General features: G+C 70.2%; 19 protein-coding genes. 7 read left to right on the top strand and 12 right to left on the bottom strand.

All coding sequences use genetic code 11. The features are described 5' to 3' along the window. Positions 1–5: 5 nt before the first annotated feature. Together ACZ7M7_RS14360 and ACZ7M7_RS14355 are read right to left on the bottom strand one after the other, a co-directional pair. Positions 6–1361 (bottom strand): MFS transporter, encoded by a 1356-nt coding sequence (locus tag ACZ7M7_RS14360; RefSeq protein WP_472116181.1) that lies wholly within the window; start codon positions 1359–1361, stop codon positions 6–8. Beyond that, entirely contained in the window at positions 1358–2569 is a 1212-nt protein-coding gene (locus ACZ7M7_RS14355) for an alpha/beta hydrolase family protein (protein ID WP_472116178.1), read from the bottom strand. The genes ACZ7M7_RS14360 and ACZ7M7_RS14355 overlap by 4 nt, the downstream gene beginning before the upstream one ends. A gap of 121 nt (positions 2570–2690) precedes the next feature. Here ACZ7M7_RS14355 and ACZ7M7_RS14350 point away from each other — a divergent pair, with 121 nt between their 5' ends. Further along, on the top strand, positions 2691–3308 hold the full coding sequence (locus tag ACZ7M7_RS14350) for a TetR/AcrR family transcriptional regulator (RefSeq protein ID WP_472116176.1): 618 nt from the start codon (positions 2691–2693) through the stop codon (positions 3306–3308). Here ACZ7M7_RS14350 and ACZ7M7_RS14345 read toward each other — a convergent pair. The 6 genes from ACZ7M7_RS14345 to ACZ7M7_RS14320 form a co-directional block, all read right to left on the bottom strand. After that, positions 3254–3637 carry a DUF2690 domain-containing protein gene (locus tag ACZ7M7_RS14345; RefSeq protein WP_472116174.1) on the bottom strand — a complete coding sequence of 128 codons (384 nt, stop codon included), beginning with the start codon at positions 3635–3637 and terminating at the stop codon, positions 3254–3256. The genes ACZ7M7_RS14350 and ACZ7M7_RS14345 overlap by 55 nt on opposite strands. Before the next feature lie 141 nt (positions 3638–3778). Next, the gene (locus ACZ7M7_RS14340) at positions 3779–4801 is read right to left on the bottom strand and encodes a Gfo/Idh/MocA family protein (protein WP_383621913.1); all 1023 of its coding nucleotides are present in this window, start codon (positions 4799–4801) and stop codon (positions 3779–3781) included. Between the two features lie 25 nt (positions 4802–4826). Continuing rightward, a complete protein-coding gene (locus ACZ7M7_RS14335) occupies positions 4827–5729 on the bottom strand; it encodes a sugar phosphate isomerase/epimerase family protein (RefSeq protein ID WP_383600245.1) in 903 nt (300 codons plus the stop codon). Position 5730: 1 nt separating this feature from the next. Continuing rightward, complete coding sequence (locus ACZ7M7_RS14330) at positions 5731–6639, bottom strand: ATP-binding cassette domain-containing protein (RefSeq protein ID WP_472116171.1); 909 nt, start codon at positions 6637–6639, stop codon at positions 5731–5733. 5 nt (positions 6640–6644) lie between these two features. After that, the gene (locus ACZ7M7_RS14325; RefSeq protein WP_383600251.1) at positions 6645–7724 is read right to left on the bottom strand and encodes an ABC transporter permease; all 1080 of its coding nucleotides are present in this window, start codon (positions 7722–7724) and stop codon (positions 6645–6647) included. Further along, entirely contained in the window at positions 7724–8740 is a 1017-nt protein-coding gene (locus tag ACZ7M7_RS14320; protein ID WP_383600254.1) for a sugar ABC transporter substrate-binding protein, read from the bottom strand. The genes ACZ7M7_RS14325 and ACZ7M7_RS14320 overlap by 1 nt, the downstream gene beginning before the upstream one ends. A gap of 297 nt (positions 8741–9037) precedes the next feature. On the opposite strand from ACZ7M7_RS14320, the gene iolC reads away from it, so the two are divergent. Genes iolC through ACZ7M7_RS14290 form a run of 6 tightly spaced genes read left to right on the top strand, consistent with a single transcriptional unit; the run spans position 9038 to position 16045 of the window. Further along, positions 9038–9997: a 5-dehydro-2-deoxygluconokinase gene (iolC, locus tag ACZ7M7_RS14315; RefSeq protein ID WP_472116167.1), complete on the top strand. Its 960-nt coding sequence runs from the start codon at positions 9038–9040 to the stop codon at positions 9995–9997. A gap of 34 nt (positions 9998–10031) precedes the next feature. Further along, positions 10032–10910, top strand: a complete 879-nt coding sequence (locus tag ACZ7M7_RS14310) for a Cgl0159 family (beta/alpha)8-fold protein (protein WP_427844083.1) — start codon at positions 10032–10034, stop codon at positions 10908–10910. 13 nt (positions 10911–10923) lie between these two features. Beyond that, a complete protein-coding gene (gene iolB, locus ACZ7M7_RS14305; RefSeq protein ID WP_383600263.1) occupies positions 10924–11811 on the top strand; it encodes a 5-deoxy-glucuronate isomerase in 888 nt (295 codons plus the stop codon). Positions 11812–11822: 11 nt separating this feature from the next. Continuing rightward, positions 11823–13700, top strand: a complete 1878-nt coding sequence (gene iolD / locus ACZ7M7_RS14300) for a 3D-(3,5/4)-trihydroxycyclohexane-1,2-dione acylhydrolase (decyclizing) (protein ID WP_472116164.1) — start codon at positions 11823–11825, stop codon at positions 13698–13700. A gap of 42 nt (positions 13701–13742) precedes the next feature. Further along, the gene (locus ACZ7M7_RS14295; protein ID WP_451170751.1) at positions 13743–15236 is read left to right on the top strand and encodes a CoA-acylating methylmalonate-semialdehyde dehydrogenase; all 1494 of its coding nucleotides are present in this window, start codon (positions 13743–13745) and stop codon (positions 15234–15236) included. Positions 15237–15259: 23 nt separating this feature from the next. Then, positions 15260–16045 carry a GntR family transcriptional regulator gene (locus tag ACZ7M7_RS14290; protein ID WP_472116161.1) on the top strand — a complete coding sequence of 262 codons (786 nt, stop codon included), beginning with the start codon at positions 15260–15262 and terminating at the stop codon, positions 16043–16045. Here ACZ7M7_RS14290 and ACZ7M7_RS14285 read toward each other — a convergent pair. The 4 genes from ACZ7M7_RS14285 to ACZ7M7_RS14270 all read right to left on the bottom strand — a co-directional run bounded on the left by ACZ7M7_RS14285 (position 16035) and on the right by ACZ7M7_RS14270 (position 19426). Then, on the bottom strand, positions 16035–16838 hold the full coding sequence (locus ACZ7M7_RS14285) for a DUF427 domain-containing protein (protein ID WP_472116158.1): 804 nt from the start codon (positions 16836–16838) through the stop codon (positions 16035–16037). The genes ACZ7M7_RS14290 and ACZ7M7_RS14285 overlap by 11 nt on opposite strands. A 45-nt stretch (positions 16839–16883) precedes the next feature. After that, a complete protein-coding gene (locus tag ACZ7M7_RS14280) occupies positions 16884–17870 on the bottom strand; it encodes an aldo/keto reductase (RefSeq protein WP_472116154.1) in 987 nt (328 codons plus the stop codon). Between the two features lie 91 nt (positions 17871–17961). After that, complete coding sequence (locus ACZ7M7_RS14275) at positions 17962–18624, bottom strand: NUDIX domain-containing protein (protein WP_472116151.1); 663 nt, start codon at positions 18622–18624, stop codon at positions 17962–17964. 112 nt (positions 18625–18736) lie between these two features. Next, the gene (locus ACZ7M7_RS14270) at positions 18737–19426 is read right to left on the bottom strand and encodes a hypothetical protein (protein WP_472116148.1); all 690 of its coding nucleotides are present in this window, start codon (positions 19424–19426) and stop codon (positions 18737–18739) included. Positions 19427–19536 lie beyond the last annotated feature (110 nt).

The raw sequence follows: 19536 nt of genomic DNA, 5'->3' as shown, positions 1-19536 counted from the left end.
CGGGGTCACTCCTTCACTGAGGGCTCCGCGTCCGTGCCGAACGCGGGGGACGCCACCGGGGGTTCGGGCAGCAGGGCGAGGGCGTCCCGGTCCGGACGGATCAGGAACACCGAGAGGACGGCACCGGTGATCAGCAGGCCGGCGGTCAGGTCGAAGGCCCGGCCGTAGCCGACGGCCTCGGTGGGCGCGGCGTCGATGATGCGGCCGGTGACGTAGGGGGCGAGCAGGCTGGAGAGGGCGGCGAGGGCGTAGGACAGTCCCAGAGCCGCGCTGCGTCGTCCGGGCGGGCAGATGTCCGCGATCGCCGCGTTGGTCAGCGGGGTCTGTCCGTTGCCGGCGGAGAACGCGAGTACGAGCAGCGGCAGCAGGACGACGGGGCCGACCCGGGTCGTCAGGAGCAGGCAGACACCAGCCAGGAGCGGAAGTGACGCGCCCATCAGCCCCTGCGCGACCCGGGCGGTCACCCCTCGCCGCAGTAACCGGTGCGCGACGGCTCCCGCGGTGAGGACGAGCACGGCCATCGACAGGGCGGGCAGGCCGACGATCCCGCTGACCTCCGCGTCGCTGAAGCCGGCCTGTTCCTCCAGGAACAGCGGGAGCCAGGCGAAGCCCAGGGCGAGCGTCCACATGACCGCGAACGCCGAGAACGTCGCCCCCAGCCAGGTGCCGGTGGTGACGACGCGCCAGAACGGCACGGACGGCTGCTCCTTTGCCGCCCTGGACGGTTCGTCCTGGGCGGGGCCGAGGCGTGCGGTGTACGGGCCGCCGCCGCCGAGCCTGAGCCAGACGACGGCCCACACCACCCCGACGGCCCCGAGCAGGCCGAACGCGGCCCGCCAGCCGAGGCTGTTACTGACCAGGACGACCAGCGGGGCGGCCAGGACGGTGCCGCCGGCGGCACCCGCGACCACGACGGCCGAGGGAAGGGCACGCCGCTTCTCCGGGAACCAGGTGAAGGCCGTGTAGTTGGCCAGGGGGTACCCCGGCCCCTCACCCGCACCGAGCGCCACCCGGGTGGCGACGAGCGCCGCGAATCCTGTGGCGGGGAGGAGGATCGGCAGCTGGGCCGCCGCCCAGACCAGGGCGAGCACGGCGAGCAGGGGCCGGGGACGGATGCGGTCGCCGAGAAAGCCGACGGAGACCGCCGAGAGGCTGAACAACAGGTAGAAGCTGCTGGCGATGGTGCCGAACTCGGTGGCCGTGAGGTCGAGATCGTCCTTGATGGGGCCCGCGGTCAGACCGAGCACGGCCTTGTCGGCGGCGTTGATCACGATGAACAGCGCGAGCAGGGTCAGTACGGTGCGCCTGCGGCGCCGGGTGTCGTCCGCGGCGGCCGGCCGGGTGTCCGCTTCGACGGTCATGCCAGGGACAGCCGTTCGTCGAGCCAGTCGAACGTACGCTGGTGGAAGCGGAGCGCCGCGCCCTCCTGGCAGTGCTCACCGGCCCCTTCGGCGTCGGTGAACATCGTGAACTCCTTCGGGCAGCGCAGCGCGCCGTGCACCCGCCTGGCCTCACCGTGGCAGATCACGTCGTTCTCCGCGTCGAGGACCAGGGTCGGGCAGGTGACATGCTCGGCCGCGCCGTCGAGGTTGTACGGCGCGCAGGCGCGCAGCGCCTCGGGGGGCGTCTTTGCCCCGAAGACCCACATGCCGTGCCGCAGGAACCAGCGCACTCGCGTGCTCTGCACCATGCTGACGTCCAGAGCGGGCCCGGCCACGTCGTCGCGGCCCTCCGCCACCCACTCGGCGAGGTAGGGCGGGATGCCGCGGAGCGGGAGCTCGTAGAAGTCGTAGATCCCGTTGTGCAGGACGCACGCGGCGAGGCGGTCCTCGAACGCGGCCGCGCGGGCGGCCAGCAGCCCCCCGAAGCTGGTGCCCCACAACACGAGCCTCTCAGGGTCCACTTCCCGACGGGTCAGGGCGTGGTCGACCACAGGGCCGACCACGTGTTCCCAGTCCGGCCGGAAGACGAGTCCCTGCTCCCGGCGGACGGACTGCTGGCCGGGTCCTTCGAAGGCGAGCACGTGGTAACCGCGGCGCAACGCGCCGCCCGCCACCATGAAGTACAGCTCCTCCAGGGTCGAGTCGTAGCCGCCGTGGTGGATCACGGTGGGCAGTCGGCGGGCCGCATCGCCGGCTCCGTCGGCGCGGAACAGGTATCCCGGCAGGGTGGTGTCCTCGTAAGGGATCTCCAGGCGCAGCGCGGGCACGTCGAAGAGTTCGGCCGCCCGTGCGAAGGTCTGCCGCGAGCACCGGGCGAGCCGGTCCGACTCGGTGTCGGCGTCGCGGTTCTCGACGCGGAAGAAGTCCGCGGTCCGGTAGTAGTTCGAGGCCCGCAGCAGTGCCTCACGGGCGCTGACCCTGTGGCCTGCGGCCAGCGCCTCGTCGCCGATGCGGTGGAGGCGTTCGGCGAGCGCGGTCCACTCGCGGTACCAGGCCTGCTCGTCGCCGTCCGGGATGTTCCGGCAGGTGACGAGGACCTCGCCGAGGTCCGCGCCGGCGTAGGCGGCGTGCCCGGCGGTGCGCAGAGCCTGGAAGGAGAACGCCACATCGTCGAAGAGGAACTTCATCGTGACCCCCTTTCCCGGACTTCTCCGGGGCGGAACGGAACGGACCCGTTCCGTCTCGCCGCGGAACGTACACCCGGCCTCGGCGGAACGCAACCGTTCCGTTCGGTGTTAATCTCGCGCGGTGGACTCCACCAGCAGGAACACGTTCGACCGCAGGCCCAGCGGCTCGGCGGTGCTACGGGAATCCGTGACCGAGACGATCAGGCGGGCGGTCTTCGAGGAACTGGCCGAGACCGGGTACGCCCGGATGTCCATGGAGGCCGTGACCCGCCGGGCCCGTGTCGGCAAGGCGGCCCTCTACCGCCGCTGGCCCGCCAAGGAGGCCATGGTGGTGGAGTTGGTCTCGGAGGCCGCCGCCGCACACCTGCCCGCGACGGCCGACTCCGGGGCGCTGCACGACGACGTCGAGCGCTTCATCCGGCACACCATGGCCGACCTGCGGCATCCCCTCGCCGGCCGGATCATCCCCGACCTCGTGGCCGAGTCGGCCCGCAACCCTTCCCTGCGCGAGGCGCTGCACGAGGCGGTCCTCGGTCCCCGGCGCGCGGCTGTGGCGACGCTCCTGCGCCAGGCGGTGGACCGCGGCGAGTTGCCCGGCGACATCGACATGGGCCTGGCCGTCGACATTTTCGGAGCTCCGCTGTACTTCAGGATGCTCACGGTCGGTGGCCCCACCGACGACGCCTACGTCACCCGCCTCACACACGCCGTCCTCGCGGCGCTCGCCGCCAGCCGCTGAACGCTTCTGCGCAGCGCCGAGGGGCCGTGGGCCGGAGCCATCGGCGTGAAGCGATGCCCTTCCGCGTCAAACTGGTCGGCGACAGTGGCCCGTTGGGTCCGGCCACCGGGTCCGGTGATCTCGACGCGGTCACCGATCCGGGACTGCCGGATTCGTGCCGAGGCCGCCTCGCAGCGCACGCTGAACCGGATCTCGATCCCGGCTCCCCCACCGGGGCGCCGACCGGCCATGGGTTTCTGGGGGTCCCGGCCGCAGCCTTGTTCCGCGGGTCCCTGGCCGCACAGGCCGGTTCGCGGCAGCCCGGCGGCGCAGGGACGCGGTCCTGGCATTCCGGGACGGCACCTCCCCGTCCAGGGCCACCGCCGGCCGGACCGGCAGCACACGCCACAGGCCCTGGCCGGTCCCCGGCAGGCGCCGGCCCGTTACCGGCGGACGCCGATCCCGTCTCGACCGGGGTGGCACCTGCACCCTCACTGGTACAGCGCGGGCCTGTCGACGAGTTCCACAGCGACCCGGCCGCCCTCCTCCAGCGCCCGTACGGCCGCCTCGCACACCGCGGCCACGGCGTACCCGTCCCACGCCGTGGGGCCGGTGACCTCGCCGCGCCGGGTGGCGTCGACCCAGGCCTGCACCTCACGGTCGTAGGCGTCGGCGAACCGCTCGATGTAGTCCTGGGCGATGATGCCGCCCCAGCGGCCGGCCGCGTTGGTGACCATGGCGTGGCCGTCGCCGACGCGGGCGGTGCCGCGTTCGCAGACGACCTCGGCCTGGACCTGGTAGCCGAAGCCGCAGTTGACGAAGATCTCGACGTCGACGATCGCCCCGCCGTCGGTTTCGAAGACGACGAACTGCGGGTCGCGGATGCCGTCCGGCGCGTTCGCGGACGGGGTCGGGGCGAGCACGGTGACGGCCGTGATCTCGTGGCCGAGCAGCCAGCGGGTCACGTCCATCTCGTGCGTCACCGAGTCGTTGATGAGCATCTCGGACGTCCAGCCGGGCGGGCTGGCGACGTTGCGGTGCCGGTTGTGGAGCATCAGGGGACGGCCCAACTGGCCTGTCTCCAGCAGGGCCTTGAGCTTCGTGTACTCGGCGTCGTAGCGCCGCATGAAGCCGACCTGGACCCGGCGCCGGCCCAGCTTCTGCTCGGCCTGCAGGACGCGCAGCGCGGACGCCGCGTCGGGGGTGAGGGGTTTCTCGCACAGCACCGGCAGATCGTGCTCGAAGGCCGTGAGGAGTGCCGCCTCGTGGGCGGGCCCCGGCGAGGCGATGATCACCGCGTCGACGTCGGCAGACGCCATCGCGGCCGCCGGGTCGGTGTGGGCGGAGCAGCCGTCGACGCGGGCGGCCACCGATTTGGCGCGTTCCGCGTCGACGTCCACGACGGCGGTCACCCGTGCCCCGCTGATGACCTCCTGGACACGGCGGACGTGGTCCGCTCCCATCTTTCCGGTACCGATGACTGCGACTCCGAGCGTGTGCGGACGCTGGGTCATGGTGATCGGCCGTCCTTTCGGGTCGTCAGGCGCCGCAGGACCTCAGGAACTTGCGGGTACGGACCGCGATGGGCAGGGGCCTGTCCGGCTCGCAGGGGTACATGTCCTGCTCGACGATCGCGAACAGGTCCACGTTCAGCTTCTGCGCGGCCGTCAGGACCGGCCCCAACTCCGGTACGCCCGCCGGGGGTTCGCACATCACGCCGCGCTGGACGGCGGGTCCGAACGGGATCTCGTTCTTCACCACGTCCGCGAGGATCTCCGGGTCGACCTGCTTGAGGTGCAGATAGCCGATGCGCTCGCCGTAGGTCTCTATCAGCTTGACGCTGTCACCACCGCAGTAGGCGTAGTGGCCGGTGTCCAGGCAGAGGTTGACCAGGTCGGAGTCGGTCGAGTCGAGGAAGCGCTCGACGTGGGCCTCGGTGTCGATGTGGGTGTCGGCGTGCGGGTGCACGACGATGTCGAGGCCGAACTGCTCCTTCACCTCGTGACCGAGCCGCTCCATGCCCTTGGTCAGATGGGCCCACTGCTCGCCGGTGAGCTCCGGCGGCTCCAGGATCTCGGCGGTCTTGTCGTCGCGCCAGAAGGACGGGATGACGACCAGGTGCTTGGCGCCCATGGCCTGGGTGAGACCGGCGACCTGGCTGACGTGCTCCCAGGTGGACTCCCAGACGGCGGGGCCGCGGTGCAGGCCGGTGAAGATCGTGCCCGCGGACACCTTCAGGTTGCGCCGGTTCACCTCGTCCGTGAGCCGGGCCGGGTCGGTCGGCAGATAGCCGTACGGGCCGAGTTCGATCCACTCGTAGCCCGCTTCGGTGACCTCGTCGAGGAAGCGTTCCCAGGGCACCTGGACGGGGTCGTCGGGGAACCAGACGCCCCAGGAGTCGGGGGCCGAGCCGACCCGGATGCGGTCCAGCACAGGGGGCATGTCAGGACTTCCCTTCGGAGGATGCCACGGGTGCGGTGAGGTCGGCGGCTTCGGGGAGTTCTTCGACGTCGACGCCGCGGACCTGGGCCAGTTCGTGCTTGAGGGCGGCGAGTTCGGTGCCGCCGGCCATGTGGTTGGTGAGTTCTTCGAGGCTGACCTCGTCGCGGGAGGCGTTGAGTTCCATGGTGCCAAGGCGCAGGACGCTGAAGTGGTCGCCGACCATGTAGGCGTGGTGGGGGTTGTGGGTGATGAAGATGACGCCGAGTCCGCGGTCGCGGGCGGCGGCGATGTACTTCAGCACGACGCCGGACTGCTTGACGCCGAGGGCGGCGGTGGGCTCGTCCAGGATGAGGACGCGGGCGCCGAAGTAGACGGCGCGGGCGATGGCCACGCACTGGCGCTGGCCGCCGGACAGGGTGCCGATGGGCTGTTCCAGGTCGTCCAGGACGATGCCCATGTTGCGCAGTTCCTCGTCGGCGGTCTTCTTCATCGTGTCGATGTCGAGACGGCGTACGGGCCAGGGGCCCTTGGTGATCTCGGAGCCGAGGAAGAAGTTGCGCCACACCGGCATCAGGGGGACGACAGCGAGGTCCTGGTAGACCGTCGCGATGCCCTTGTCCAACGCCTCGCGGGGGGTGGAGAAGCGCACCGGTTCGCCGTCGACGAGGAACTCGCCCTCGGTGTGCTGGTGCAGCCCGGAGATGATTTTGATGAGGGTCGACTTGCCCGCGCCGTTGTCACCGAGAACACAGGTGACCTGGCTCGGGAACACCTTCAGGTCGACGCCGTGCAGGGCACGGATGTTGCCGTAGGACTTGCCTGCGTTGCGCAGATCGACGACCGGGGCGTCCTTCTGCGGGGTCTTGTCCTGCAGGACGGCACCGTGGGTGCCGGTTTCGTTGCTTGTCATTCGGGTCACCTCCGGGTCGCCGTGCGCTGGACCCACAGATTGATGAGGACGGCGCCGAGGAGCATCACGCCGAGGAAGGCCTTGAACCAGTCAGGGTTCCAGCCGGCGTAGACGATGCCCTGCTGCACCAGGCCGAACATGAACGCGCCGAAGACCGGCCCGATCGCGGAACCGGCGCCACCGGTCAGCAGACAGCCACCGATCACCGCGGCCGCGATGTAGATGAGCTCCTGACCGACACCCTCACCGGACTGGACGGTGTTGAACGAGAACAGCTGGTGCATGCCGACGAACCAGGCGCCGAAGCCGACCAGCATGAACAGTGAGATCTTCGTGAACGTCACCGGCACACCGACGGCCCGCGAGGACTCCTTGTTGCCGCCGACCGCGAAGATCCAGTTGCCGTACTTGGTACGCAGCAGCACCCACGTGGCGAGCGCAGCGAAGACCAGCCACCACACGACGGTGATCTTCACCTGGACACCGCCGACGTCGAAGGACGAGGCGAAGATCGCCTTGGCCTGGTCGAAGCCGTCCATGTCGCTGATGTCGTCGGTGGCGACGTTGCCGGTGATCAGCTTGGTGACCGCGAGGTTCACGCCCTGGAGGATCAGGAACGTGCCGAGGGTGACCAGGAAGCTCGGCAGACCGGTCTTGACCAGCAGCCAGCCGTTGAACAGACCGACCGCGAGGGACACGATCAGGGCGACGATCACACCGACCCAGACGTTCATGCTGAGCTGGTAGGCGACCATGCTCGCGGTCAGGGCCGAGGTGATCACGGCGACGCCGGCGGACAGGTCGAACTCGCCGCCGATCATCAGCAGCGCGACCGGCAGGGCCATGATCCCGATCGTCGACGACTGATACAGGATGTTCGCCATCGAGCTGCCGTCACGCACGGCCGGGGCCGTGATGAGGAAGAAGATCAGCACCGCGACGGCGCCGAGGAAGACACCGACTTCGGGACGGGCGAGGAGGCGCAGCGCCAGGGGGCGCTCCTTGGTCCGCCCGTCGGATTCCTTGCCGGGGCCGGAGGCCGGCGGTGTGGTCACCGCCGGCTCAGCCTGTCGGGTCATGCTCATCACCGGGTGCCCTTCGCGGCGAACTTGTCGATCACGTCGACGTTCGTCTTGTCGACGAAGGCCGGCCCGGTCAGCACCGGGGCCTCGCCGCCGCCCATGTAGTTGCCGTTGTTCTTGTAGAGCCACAGGGAGTCGATCGCCAGGTAGCCCTGGAGGTAGGGCTGCTGGTCGACGGCGAACTCGATGTCGCCCTTGCTGATCGCTCCGGTCAGCTGCTTGTTGAGGTCGAACGTGGCGACCTTCGCCTTGCTGCCCGTCTCGTCGACCGACTGTGCGGCCGTCAGCGCGAACGGGGCGCCGAGGGCGACGACGTAGTCGATGTCGCTGTCCGTCTTGAGCTTGGCGGTGATCGTGGACTTCACGGACGGCATGTCCGTGCCGTTGACGTTCAGGGTCTCGGTCGTGCCCTCGAACGTCTTCTTCACACCGTCACAGCGCTGGGTGAGGCCGATGTTGCCCTGTTCCTGGATGACACAGACGGCCTTCTTGGCGCCCTCCTCGTTCAGGCGCTTGCCGAGCGCCTCGCCGGCCACGGTCTCGTCCTGGCCGAAGAACTCCATCAGGCCGAGCTTCTGCCAGTCGCTCACACCGGAGTTGAGACCGACGACAGGGATGTTCGCCGCCTTCGCCTTGCTGACGACGTCCTTCATCGCGTCCGGCTTGGCGAGCGTGATCGCGATGCCGTCGACCTTCTGGTCGATCGCGTTCTGCACCAGGTTGGCCTGGTTGCCCGCGTTCGGGTCGGCGGAGTAGACCAGCTTGATGTTGTCCTTCGCGGCGGCCGCTTCGGCGCCCTTGCGGACGATGTCCCAGAAGGTGTCACCGGGCGCCTGGTGCGTCACCAGGGCGACGGTCATACGGGGAGTGGTGGCCTTGCCCGCAGAAGCGTTTTCCCCACCCTCCTCGGCCTGCTTGCCACCGGAGCTGCTGGAGCAGCCTGCGAGGGTCAGCGCAGCCGCGGCAGCCAGAGCCACCATGGGGGCCAGCTTGCGGGAGCGGGGGTAGTAGCGGTCCATCTTTCCAGCACCTCACTGTGCGACGGGTGTGCGACGGGGGGAAAGGGATGATCACTGGATCCGAGACCCGGACCCTTGGGAAGTCCGGGTCGTATGTCGTGGAACACGGCGGGTTCGCTGACACGGGATCCAATCCCTGGATGCGCCCGCTGTCAATACTTTGTTAAGACATCATTTCACGCTCAGGTCCGAATGTAAGTACAAACTATTGACAGCGTCGGCCTCCACGACCTACACCTTGGGGGCGGCAGGCCCGATGGGACCCGCACCCCCAGTCCAGCTGTAGGAGCGTCGCGCATGGCCGAGTCAGCCAAGTCCTTCGACTTGATCACGATGGGAAGGATAGGAGTCGATCTCTACCCCCTGCAGTCTGGCCTACCTCTGACGCAGGTGGAGACGTTCGGCAAATTCCTCGGAGGCTCGGCCGCGAACGTCGCGGTGGCCGCCGCTCGGCTCGGTCGCGACACCGCCGTGATCACGCGCACCGGCGACGACCCGTTCGGCGCGTACCTGCACGAGGCCCTGAAGGACTTCGGCGTCGACGACCGCTGGGTGACGCCCGTCGCGGCGTATCCGACGCCGGTGACGTTCTGCGAGATCTTCCCGCCGGACGACTTCCCGCTGTATTTCTACCGGCAGCCTAAGGCCCCTGACCTGGAGATACACTCCGACGAACTCGACTACTGGGCCATCCGCTCGGCCCGGGTGTTCTGGATCACCGGCACCGGCCTGAGCGAGGAACCGAGCCGCTCGGCCACCCTCGCCGCCCTCAAGGCCCGCGACAAGGCGGGCACGACGGTCTTCGACCTCGACTGGCGGCCGATGTTCTGGCGCGACCCGGACGAGGCCCGCCTGTACTACGCCGAGGCACTTCGGCACACGACGGTCGCGGTCGGCAACCTCGACGAGTGCGAGATCGCCACCGGCGTCCGCGAGCCGCGCGCCTGCGCCGAGGCTCTGCTGGCGGCCGGCGTGGAACTCGCGGTCGTCAAGCAGGGGCCCAAGGGCGTGCTGGCGGTCCACCGCGACGGCACGGAGGCCGAGGTGCCACCGGTGCCGGTCGAGGTGACCAACGGCCTCGGCGCGGGCGACGCCTTCGGCGGCTCGCTGGTCCACGGGCTGCTGTCCGGGTGGGACCTGGCCGAAACCATGCGGTACGCCAACGCCGCCGGCGCCCTCGTCGCGTCCCGCCTCGCCTGCTCCTCCGCGATGCCCACCGAGTCCGAGGTCGAGAGCCTCCTCGCCCAGGCGTCATGACGGCCGACCGAGCCACCCCTGAACGGAGCTTTCCTTGAGCATCAGCATCCCCGACCTCACCGCGGTCAGAGCCCGGCACCCCGAGGCGATCGCGGAGGCAGCGGCAAGCCGGGTGCGCCGCCCGCTGGTCGGCGACAGCGGCCGCATGATGATCGTGGCCGCCGACCATCCGGCACGCGGCGCGCTGGGCGTCGGTGACCACCGGCTCGCGATGGCCAACCGGGCCGATCTGCTGGAACGTCTCTGCACCGCGCTGTCCCGGCCCGGCGTGGACGGGGTGCTGGCCACCGCCGACATCCTGGAGGATCTGCTGCTGCTCGGCGTCCTCGACGACAAGGTTGTCATGGGCTCCATGAACCGCGGTGGCCTGGCCGGAGCGTCCTTCGAGATGGACGACCGCTTCACCGGCCACCGCGCCGAGGACATCGCCCGGCTGCGCTTCGACGCGGGCAAGCTGCTGGTCCGTATCGACTACGACGACCCGGGCTCGCTCACCACCCTGGAGTCCACGGCTCGCGCCGTCGACGCCATGGCCGCGCTCCAACTGCCGTTGTTCGTCGAGCCGTTCATATCCCGGCGGGTCGAGGGCAAAGTACGCAACGACCTCTCCGCCGAGGCCGTCACCAAGTCGATCGCCATCGCGTCGGGCCTGGGCGGCACCTCGGCGTACACATGGCTGAAACTGCCCGTCACCCATGACCCCGACGACATGGCCGAAGTTCTGGAGACGTCCACACTGCCCGTCGTCCTGCTGGGCGGCGAGGTCGGGGACGACCAGGAGGGGGCATACGAGCGCTGGCGCAAGGCGCTCCGGCTCCCGACCGTCCAGGGCATGGTCGTCGGCCGCTCGCTGCTCTACCCGGCCGAGGGCAGCGTGGAGACGGCGGTGGACACGGCCGTCGGCCTGTTGTGACCCGGAGGAACAGATGACGTATCACCTTCCCGCGGGAAAGGCGCTCGGCGGCCCGTACGTCGTGGACGTCACGCCCGAGAAGGCCGGCTGGGGCTACTCCAGCCTGCGGATCCTGGAGCTGCCGCCCGGCGGCTCGCACAGCTTCGACACCGGCGACAGCGAGTGGATCGTGCTGTCGCTGAACGGTGGCTGCACGGTCGAGGCCACCGACGACTTCGGCCATGACACGTTTCAACTCACCGGCCGTGACAGCGTGTTCACCGCCGTCAGTGACTTCGCCTATGTGCCGCGCGACGCCCGTACGACCGTCTCGTCGCCAAGCGGCGGACGGTTCGCGCTGACCGGCGCACGGTGCTCGCGACGGCTGCCCGCCCGGTACGGACCGGCGTCGTCGGTGCCGGTGGAGCTGCGCGGCACCGGCAACAGCAGCCGTCAGGTGAACAACTTCGGCGCGGCCGGGGTCTTCGAGTGCGACAAGCTCATCGCGGTCGAGGTCATCACGCCGGGCGGCAACTGGTCGTCCTTCCCGCCGCACAAGCACGACGAGCACCGCCCCGGCGAGGAGTCGGTCCTCGAAGAGGTCTACTACTTCGAGTTCGCCGACCACGAGGGCACCCCCGGCCTCGGCTACCAGCGCGTCTCCCCGTCCGGGCACGGCCGTGACACCGATGTGCTGGCCGAGGTGCGCGGCGGCGACGTCGTGCTCATCCCTGACGGCTGGCACGGGCCGTCCATGGCCGTGCCCGGTCACCACATGTACTACCTCAACGTCATGGCGGGCCCCGAGGCCGAGCGCGCCTGGCTGATCTGCGACCACCCCGACCACGCCTGGATCCGCGACACCTGGCCGGACCAGCCCGTCGACCCCCGTCTGCCCCTCTACACCGCTGAGTCCCAGTGAGGTCCCCCGAGATGAGCCAGCCCACGATCCGCCTGACCGTCGCTCAGGCGCTGGTGCGGTTCCTGTCCGTGCAGTACACCGAGCGCGACGGCGTCCGGCGACGGCTGATCGCCGGCACCTGGGGCATCTTCGGCCACGGCAACGTGGCCGGCGTCGGGCAGGCCCTCCTCCAGGCGGGCGAGGACGTCATGCCGTACCACCAGGGCCGCAACGAGCAGTCCATGGTGCACGCGGCCGTCGGCTACGCCCGCCAGCTCAACCGGCTCTCCGCGCAGGCAGTGACGACGTCGATCGGACCGGGCGCGACGAACCTGGTGACGGGTGCGGCCCTGGCGACGATCAACCGGCTCCCGGTCCTCCTGCTCCCCGGCGACTACTTCGCCTCGCACGCCCCCGACCCGCTGCTCCAGCAGCTGGAGCACCCGACCGAGGCGGACGTGTCGGTCAACGACACCCTGCGCCCGGTCTCCCGCTACTTCGACCGGATCACCCGCCCCGAGGCGCTGATCCCGTCCGCGCTGAAGGCCATGCGCGTGCTCGCCGACCCGGCCGAGACCGGCGCGGTCACGCTGGCCCTCCCTCAGGACGTCCAGGCGGAGGCGTACGACTGGCCGCAGGAGTTCTTCGCCGATCGCGTCTGGTACGTACGGCGTCCCGCGCCCGACCCGGTCGAGCTGGCGGCGGCCGTCGAGGCGATCCGTGCCGCCGAGCGCCCGCTGATCGTCGCGGGCGGCGGCGTCCACCACAGCGAGGCCGAGGCGGCGCTGAAGGCCTTCGTCGAGGCCACCGGCATCCCGGTCTCCTCCACCCAGGCCGGCAAGGGCTCACTGCGCCACGACCACCCCGCCGACCTCGGCGGCATCGGCCACACCGGCACCTCGGTCAGCGACGACATCGCCCGCGGCGCCGACCTGGTGATCGGCGTGGGCACGAGATACACCGACTTCACCACCGCCTCCGGCACACTTTTCCAGAACCCGGACGTGCGGTTCCTGAACCTCAACATCACCGGCTTCGACGCGCACAAGCTGGCCGCGCGGACCCTGGTCTGCGACGCGCGGGCCGGGCTCACGGCCCTGACGGCGGCGCTTTCCGGCCATCGCGTGGAGGCCGCCCACGAGGCCGAGTACCGCGCCGGCAAGGAGCGTTGGGACGCGGTCGTCGAGGCCGCCTACCGCGCCGACGACGAGACGGCCGTACCGACGCAGACACAGATCCTCGGCGCGCTGGACGCGATCGTCGGCGACGACGACGTGGTCATCAACGCGGCCGGTTCCCTCCCGGGCGACCTGCACAAGCTGTGGCGGGCGCGTTCGCCGCGCCAGTACCACCTGGAGTACGGCTACTCCTGCATGGGCTACGAGATCCCGGCCGGGATCGGCATCCAGCAGGCCGCCCCGGACGTCGCCGTGTGGTCGCTGGTCGGCGACGGCACCTACCTGATGATGCCGACGGAGATCGTGACCGCGGTCCAGGAGGGCCTGCCGGTCAACATCGTCCTGATCCAGAACCACGGCTACGCCTCCATCGGCGGGCTCTCGGCCGAGACCGGCGGCGAGCGCTTCGGCACCGACTACCGCTACCGGGCCGCCGACGGCACCTTCACCGGCGCCCCGCTCCCGGTCGACCTCGCCGCCAACGCGGCCAGCCTCGGCATGGACGTGCTGCGCGCCAAGACGGTGGGCGAGCTGCGCCAGGCGCTGGCCAGGGCCCGTGCCTCGGACCGGCCGACCTGTGTGTACGTCGAGACCGACATCACGAACCCGACCGCGCCGGGCGCCGAGGCGTGGTGGGACGTGCCCGTGGCCGAGGTCGCCTCCCGCGAGGCCGCCGTCGAAGCCCGCGCACGGTACGACCAGCACGTCACCGACCGTCGCCACCACCTCTGAACTCCCCGCACCCGCCCCGCACCCGAAAGGCCCTTGCGCACCATGAAGACCATCACCCACTGGATCGACGGCAAGCCCGTGGAGGGCGGCTCCGGCCGCTTCGCCCCCGTCTACAACCCGGCCACCGGCGCCCAGGAGAAGCAGGTCGCCTTCGCGACCGTGGACGAGGTGGACGCCGCCGTCGCCTCCGCCAAGGCCGCGTTCGAGAGCTGGGGTCAGTCCTCCCTGGCCAAGCGCACCGGGATCCTTTTCAAGTACCGCGAGCTGCTGGACGCCCACCGCGACGAGATCGCCGAGCTGATCACCGCCGAGCACGGCAAGGTGCACTCCGACGCGCTCGGCGAGGTCGCGCGCGGCATGGAGATCGTGGAGCTGGCCTGCGGGATCAGCGTGCAGTTGAAGGGCGAGCTGTCGACGCAGGTGTCGTCCCGCGTGGACGTGGCCTCGATCCGCCAGCCGCTGGGTGTGGTCGCCGGCATCACGCCGTTCAACTTCCCCGCCATGGTGCCGATGTGGATGTTCCCGCTGGCCATCGCGTGCGGCAACACCTTCGTGCTGAAGCCGAGCGAGAAGGACCCGTCGGCGTCCTTCCGACTGGCCGAACTGGCCTCCGAGGCCGGGCTGCCCGAGGGTGTGCTGAACGTGGTGCAGGGCGACAAGGTGGCCGTGGACCGGCTGCTCGAGCACCCGGACGTCGAGGCGGTGTCCTTCGTCGGCTCGACGCCGATCGCGAAGTACATCCAGCTCAAGGCGGTTGAGCACGGCAAGCGCGTACAGGCCCTGGGTGGCGCCAAGAACCACATGCTCGTGCTCCCCGACGCCGACCTGGACTTCGCGGCCGACCAGGCGATCAACGCCGCCTACGGCTCGGCGGGCGAACGCTGCATGGCCGTGTCCGTCGTCGTCGCGGTCGGCGACACGGGCGACGAGCTGGTCGGCAAGATCGCCGAGCGGGCGAAGAACCTGCGCATCGGCCCCGGCAACGACCCGGCGAGCGAGATGGGCCCGCTCATCACGCGCGAGCACCGCGACAAGGTGGCGTCCTATGTCGCTTCGGCCGCCGAGCAGGGTGCCGAGGTCGTCGTCGACGGCACCGGCTACTCGGTCGAGGGCCACGAGGACGGCTTCTTCCTCGGTGTCTCGCTGCTGGACCGGGTGCCGCTGACGGCGGACGCGTACCGGGAGGAGATCTTCGGCCCCGTGCTGGCCGTGGTGCGTGCGGAGACGTACGAAGAGGCCATCAAGCTGATCAACGACTCCCGCTGGGGCAACGGCACCGCGATCTTCACCCGGGACGGCGGCGCCGCCCGCCGCTTCCAGCTGGAGGTGAAGGCGGGCATGGTCGGTGTGAACGTGCCGATCCCGGTGCCGGTCGGCTACCACTCCTTCGGTGGCTGGAAGGACTCGCTCTTCGGCGATCTGCACGTCTACGGCAACGACGGCATCGCCTTCTACACCCAGGGCAAGGTCATCACCACGCGCTGGCCGGACCCGTCCGACGGCGGCATCAACCTCGGTTTCCCCAGCAACTCCTGACAGCCTGACAGGGAGGTCGTCCCATGGCGAAGACCCGCGGCTCCGCACGTGCCGGGTCCGGCTCCGCGCTGGCCTCGCTGGACTTCGCCCTGGACCGGGGCAGTCCCGTGCCGCTGTACTACCAGCTCGCCCAGCAGCTGGAGGCGGCGATCGAGCACGGGGCCCTCGCCCCGGGCAACCTCCTGGGCAACGAGGTCGACCTGTCGGTGCGGCTGGGCCTGTCCCGGCCCACCGTCCGGCAGGCCATCCAGTCGCTCGTCGACAAGGGGCTGCTGGTCCGGCGGCGCGGGGTGGGTACCCAGGTGGTGCACAGCCAGGTGAAGCGCCCGCTGGAGCTCAGCAGCCTCTACGACGACCTGGAGGCTGCCGGGCAGGGTCCGACCACGCAGGTCGTCCGCAAGGAGCGTGTCCCTGCGGCCGCCGATGTCGCCGCCGCGCTCGGCATCGCGGAGGGCGCCGAGGTCACGTTCCTGGAGCGGCTGCGCTGCACGCACGGCCAGCCCGTCGCGATCCTCTGCAACTACCTGCCCGCGAGCCTGCTCGACCTCGACACGGCCCGGCTGGAGTCGACCGGCCTGTACCGGATGATGCGGGCCGTCGGCATCACCCTGCACAGCGCCCGCCAGACCATCGGCGCCCGCAGCGCAACCGCCGGAGAGGCCGAACGGCTACACGAGAAGGAGGGCGCCGCGCTGCTGACCATGCAGCGCACGGCGTACGACGACACGGGCCGGGCGGTCGAGTACGGGACGCACATCTACCGCGCGTCCCGGTACGCGTTCGACTTCCAGCTACTGGTCAGGGCTTGAGGCTCGCGGTGAACGGAGTGACCGGCCGCTCCAGCCGTTCGCCGTCCACGGTGATCTCCACCGCCTCGTTGTAGAAGGCCAGGAGCCCCTTGACGGGAGCCACCGCGGCCAGCGGCTCGGCGTAACTCCAGACGATGTTCCGCGGGATCTCGCCTTCGCCGCGCCAGTTCCAGTACTGGGCCGTGCCCTTGTACGGGCACCCGGTGCTGTGGTCGGTGGGTTCGAACAGGTCGAGCCGGACGTCCTCGCGGGGCACGTAGTACCGCGTCGGCAGGCTGGTCTCGAACAGCAGCACCGGGCGGTGTGTGTCCGCGACGACCGTGCCGCCGATCTCGACCTGGACATGGCGGCCGCTGGGCATGGCGTCCACCCGTTTGTGCGGGTCACGGGGGTGGATGAAGATCTCTTCCTGCTCCTCGTACCAGTGGTCGAGGCCGGTCCCCCAGCGCAGGAACCACTCGAAGGCGATGTGGCCGGCGAGGTCGGCGGCGGGGAAGGTCCACGCCGCGTTCTCCACCAGCTCGCCGTCGACCTCGAGGTCGTAGAAGATCTGCGAGCCCGTGTGCTTGCCCGGCTGCGGGTTCTTGGCGGGGCGGAGCAGGTCCGTGCGGACCTCCTCGCGTGGGAACGCGTAGCCCGGCACGGGCAGATCGGGTTCCCAGACCAGGACGGGATGCCGGCTGTCGACGACGGTGACATCGCCCTTGACGCCCCGCACCCAACGCTCGCTGGGCTCCCACAGGAGGCCTTCGGGGGTCGTACGAACGTTCTGCTCGGTGGGGAACAGAGGCATGGCCACTCTCCTTCGGCTCCTCTTCGGAGCGTACTCCGGGAGGGGTCAGTGGGCCGCGTCGAGCCGGGCCCGCTGGTCGGCGGTCAGCTCCAGGTCCACGGCGGCCAGGCTCTCCTCCAGCTGGGCCACGCAGGACGCTCCGACCAGCGGGAGGACCGGCAGTTCGGCGCCGATCTGCCAGGCCAGGACGACCTGGTTGACGGTGGCCCCGGTCTGCTGGGCGACCTCGCGGAGCACCTTCAGGCGGGCCGGGGTGCCCGGGTGGTCGAAGTCGCCGGGCAGGGCGACGTCCGGGCGGGTGTAGGCGCCCTTCAGCAGCGGCGAGTAGGCGACCAGGGTGAGACCGGGCTCGGCGCGCAGGTAGCTGAGCAGGTCGGGGCCGACGTGGCCGAGGCTGCCGTCGGGGAACAGGCCCTCGGGGATGTCGAGGCGGGGCCGCAGGTGGCTGTGGGCGTACTGGAGCACCTCGTACCCGGGCAGGCCCGCCGCGGCGGCGAGGGCGCGGGCCCGCTCGACGCGCCACGTGGCGTGGTTGCTGACGCCGAGGAGCCCGACCGTGCCCTCGGCGACCAGTTCGGCGAACCCCTCGACGGTCTCCTGGAGGGGGACCCGCTGGTCCTCGATGTGGGCGTAGAGCAGGTCCAGCCTGGCCACGCCGAGCCGGTCGCGGCTGCGTTCGGCGGACTCGCGGATCACCTTCGCCGACAGGCCCTCCGCGTTGTCGATATAGCCGGTGCCGGGGGCCAGCGGGCGGGCGCCGAGCTTGGTGGCGATGACGATCTCGTCGCCGACGCCTCGGCTGCGGCGCCACCGGCCGAGCAGTTCCTCGCTCTGTCCGCCCTGACCGCCGTCCTCCCAGAAGGCGTAGTTGTCGGACGTGTCGATGAAGGTTCCGCCCGCCTCGACATAGCGGTCGAGGACGGCGAAGGAGGTCTCCTCGTCGGTCCGGGAGCCGAACAGCATGGCGCCGAGCGCGAGGACGCTGACCTCGCGGCGGGTGTTCGGGGCGGTGCCTATGGTGCGGTACTTCATGGATGACTTCCCTCCCGTTAGTGCACCCGCTCCGGGGGCACGAACGGGAGTCTTCATCTTGAAGCGCACTTCAAGTCAAGGGCGGAGGCGCCTACTTGGCGAACGGGCCGTCCAGTGCCGCCCATTGCAGCAGCATGATCGTCTTGGCGTCCGCGATCTCGCCGCTGCGGATCATCTCCAGGGCCCGGCGGAAGGGCAGCTCGACGATCTCGATGTCCTCGCCCTCCTCGTCCAGGCCACCGCCCTCGTGGGTGCGGGTCGATTGTCCGTAGGCGGCGGCGTAGAAACTGACGCGTTCGGTGACCGAGCCGGGGCTCATGTAGACGTCGAAGACGTGCCGGACCTCGCCGATGGTGTGCCCGGTCTCCTCCACCACCTCGCGCCGCACCGCGATCTCCGGGTGCTCGTCATCGTCGTCGAGCAGCCCGCCCGGCGTTTCGACCAGCATGCCGTCGGGGTGGCCGTTGACGTACACCGGGAATCGGAACTGGCGGGTCAGCAGGACGGTTTCGCGTTCGGCGTCGTACAGCAGCATGGTCGCGCCGTTGCCGCGGTCGTGCGTCTCGCGCTGCTGGGTGCTCCAGGTGCCGTCGGCGTGCTGGAAGTCGAAGGTCGTCGCGCGCTCGACGTACCAGTGGCTGGACAGGAGCCGCACCTCCCGCACCTTGATGCGGGGATTGCCGGTCAGGTCCCGGCCCGCCTGGTCGAGTCCGGTGCGGCCACGGTGATCGGGGGTGTCGATGCCGGCGGTCATCGGGCACCGGCCGGGTGGATGAGCGAGTTGGTCATGGCCCGCTTCTACCACCCCGGCATGGCGTACGTCGCGCGGGAAGGTGAGGAGTGAGGGGGTGCGGGGCATCCGGGCGTCAGCCCGCGACGTCCGCCTTGTCCAGGACCTGCGCAGACGCCGGAGGCCGGACGTCCACCGGTTCGTCGAAGGCGCTGAACGACGTGGTGGTGACGTTCCCGCCGCCCTTGTAGACGGTCTTGAGCAGGTGGGGCTCGCCCTCGGTGGCCACGTAGAAGGTGTACGTCCCTTCCTTGTCCGCCTTGTCCGTGACGTGCAGCGCGAGCGCTTCGCGGTCGCCGACGCGGGTGACCTCGCCCTTCTTCGCCTTGCCGAACGACTCGAAGGGCCAGGTGCACGCGGCCAGTCCGTCGCCCGGCTGCGCCTCGTCGGCGGGGACCTTCACCCACTGCTTCGGCCGTACGTCGGCGTTCGGCCTGCCGCGCCACTTCTCGAGGTACGTCTCGTCCGGGCGGACGTAGTCCGTCCCACCGATCCTGATCTGTTCGAGGCTGCCGTTGTCGCCCCAGGTGGTCTTCGCCGTGCACCGGTCCTTCAGGTCGGTCCTCAGGCGTGTCGTCACCTTGCCGCCGTCCGCGGTGTTGGTCATCTCGACGGTGACGTAACGCAAGTCGCGCATCATGTCGTTGGCCTCGTCGAGCAGATCGGCCGCCGACTTCTCCGAACCGCCGTCACCGGCCCCGCACCCGGTGAGCGCGGCTCCGGTGAACAGACACAGCAGCGCCGCCGTCATGGGAATCGTCCGCATCGAGCCCCCGCTCCGTCCCCGCTACCCCGTTTCCCGATCATCGACATGACCATGCCCATGATCGGGAGCGGGAGCCTACCAGCCCCGGGCAGGGCGTCCAGAGCCCTGGC

The sequence above is a fragment of the Streptomyces sp. NPDC111606 genome (assembly GCF_055656945.1).
Note: the sequence above shows the minus strand (reverse complement) of the source record. Positions and strands in the feature narration are given on the sequence as shown.

Coding starts and splice junctions, on each gene's coding strand:
- ACZ7M7_RS14360 (WP_472116181.1), bottom strand. CDS start 1,361: ATGACCGTCGAAGCGGACACCCGGCCGGCCGCCGCGGACGACACCCGG.
- ACZ7M7_RS14355 (WP_472116178.1), bottom strand. CDS start 2,569: ATGAAGTTCCTCTTCGACGATGTGGCGTTCTCCTTCCAGGCTCTGCGC.
- ACZ7M7_RS14345 (WP_472116174.1), bottom strand. CDS start 3,637: ATGCCAGGACCGCGTCCCTGCGCCGCCGGGCTGCCGCGAACCGGCCTG.
- ACZ7M7_RS14340 (WP_383621913.1), bottom strand. CDS start 4,801: ATGACCCAGCGTCCGCACACGCTCGGAGTCGCAGTCATCGGTACCGGA.
- ACZ7M7_RS14335 (WP_383600245.1), bottom strand. CDS start 5,729: ATGCCCCCTGTGCTGGACCGCATCCGGGTCGGCTCGGCCCCCGACTCC.
- ACZ7M7_RS14330 (WP_472116171.1), bottom strand. CDS start 6,639: ATGACAAGCAACGAAACCGGCACCCACGGTGCCGTCCTGCAGGACAAG.
- ACZ7M7_RS14325 (WP_383600251.1), bottom strand. CDS start 7,724: ATGAGCATGACCCGACAGGCTGAGCCGGCGGTGACCACACCGCCGGCC.
- ACZ7M7_RS14320 (WP_383600254.1), bottom strand. CDS start 8,740: ATGGACCGCTACTACCCCCGCTCCCGCAAGCTGGCCCCCATGGTGGCT.
- iolC (WP_472116167.1), top strand. CDS start 9,038: ATGGCCGAGTCAGCCAAGTCCTTCGACTTGATCACGATGGGAAGGATA.
- iolB (WP_383600263.1), top strand. CDS start 10,924: ATGACGTATCACCTTCCCGCGGGAAAGGCGCTCGGCGGCCCGTACGTC.
- iolD (WP_472116164.1), top strand. CDS start 11,823: ATGAGCCAGCCCACGATCCGCCTGACCGTCGCTCAGGCGCTGGTGCGG.
- ACZ7M7_RS14295 (WP_451170751.1), top strand. CDS start 13,743: ATGAAGACCATCACCCACTGGATCGACGGCAAGCCCGTGGAGGGCGGC.
- ACZ7M7_RS14290 (WP_472116161.1), top strand. CDS start 15,260: ATGGCGAAGACCCGCGGCTCCGCACGTGCCGGGTCCGGCTCCGCGCTG.
- ACZ7M7_RS14285 (WP_472116158.1), bottom strand. CDS start 16,838: ATGCCTCTGTTCCCCACCGAGCAGAACGTTCGTACGACCCCCGAAGGC.
- ACZ7M7_RS14280 (WP_472116154.1), bottom strand. CDS start 17,870: ATGAAGTACCGCACCATAGGCACCGCCCCGAACACCCGCCGCGAGGTC.
- ACZ7M7_RS14275 (WP_472116151.1), bottom strand. CDS start 18,624: ATGACCGCCGGCATCGACACCCCCGATCACCGTGGCCGCACCGGACTC.
- ACZ7M7_RS14270 (WP_472116148.1), bottom strand. CDS start 19,426: ATGCGGACGATTCCCATGACGGCGGCGCTGCTGTGTCTGTTCACCGGA.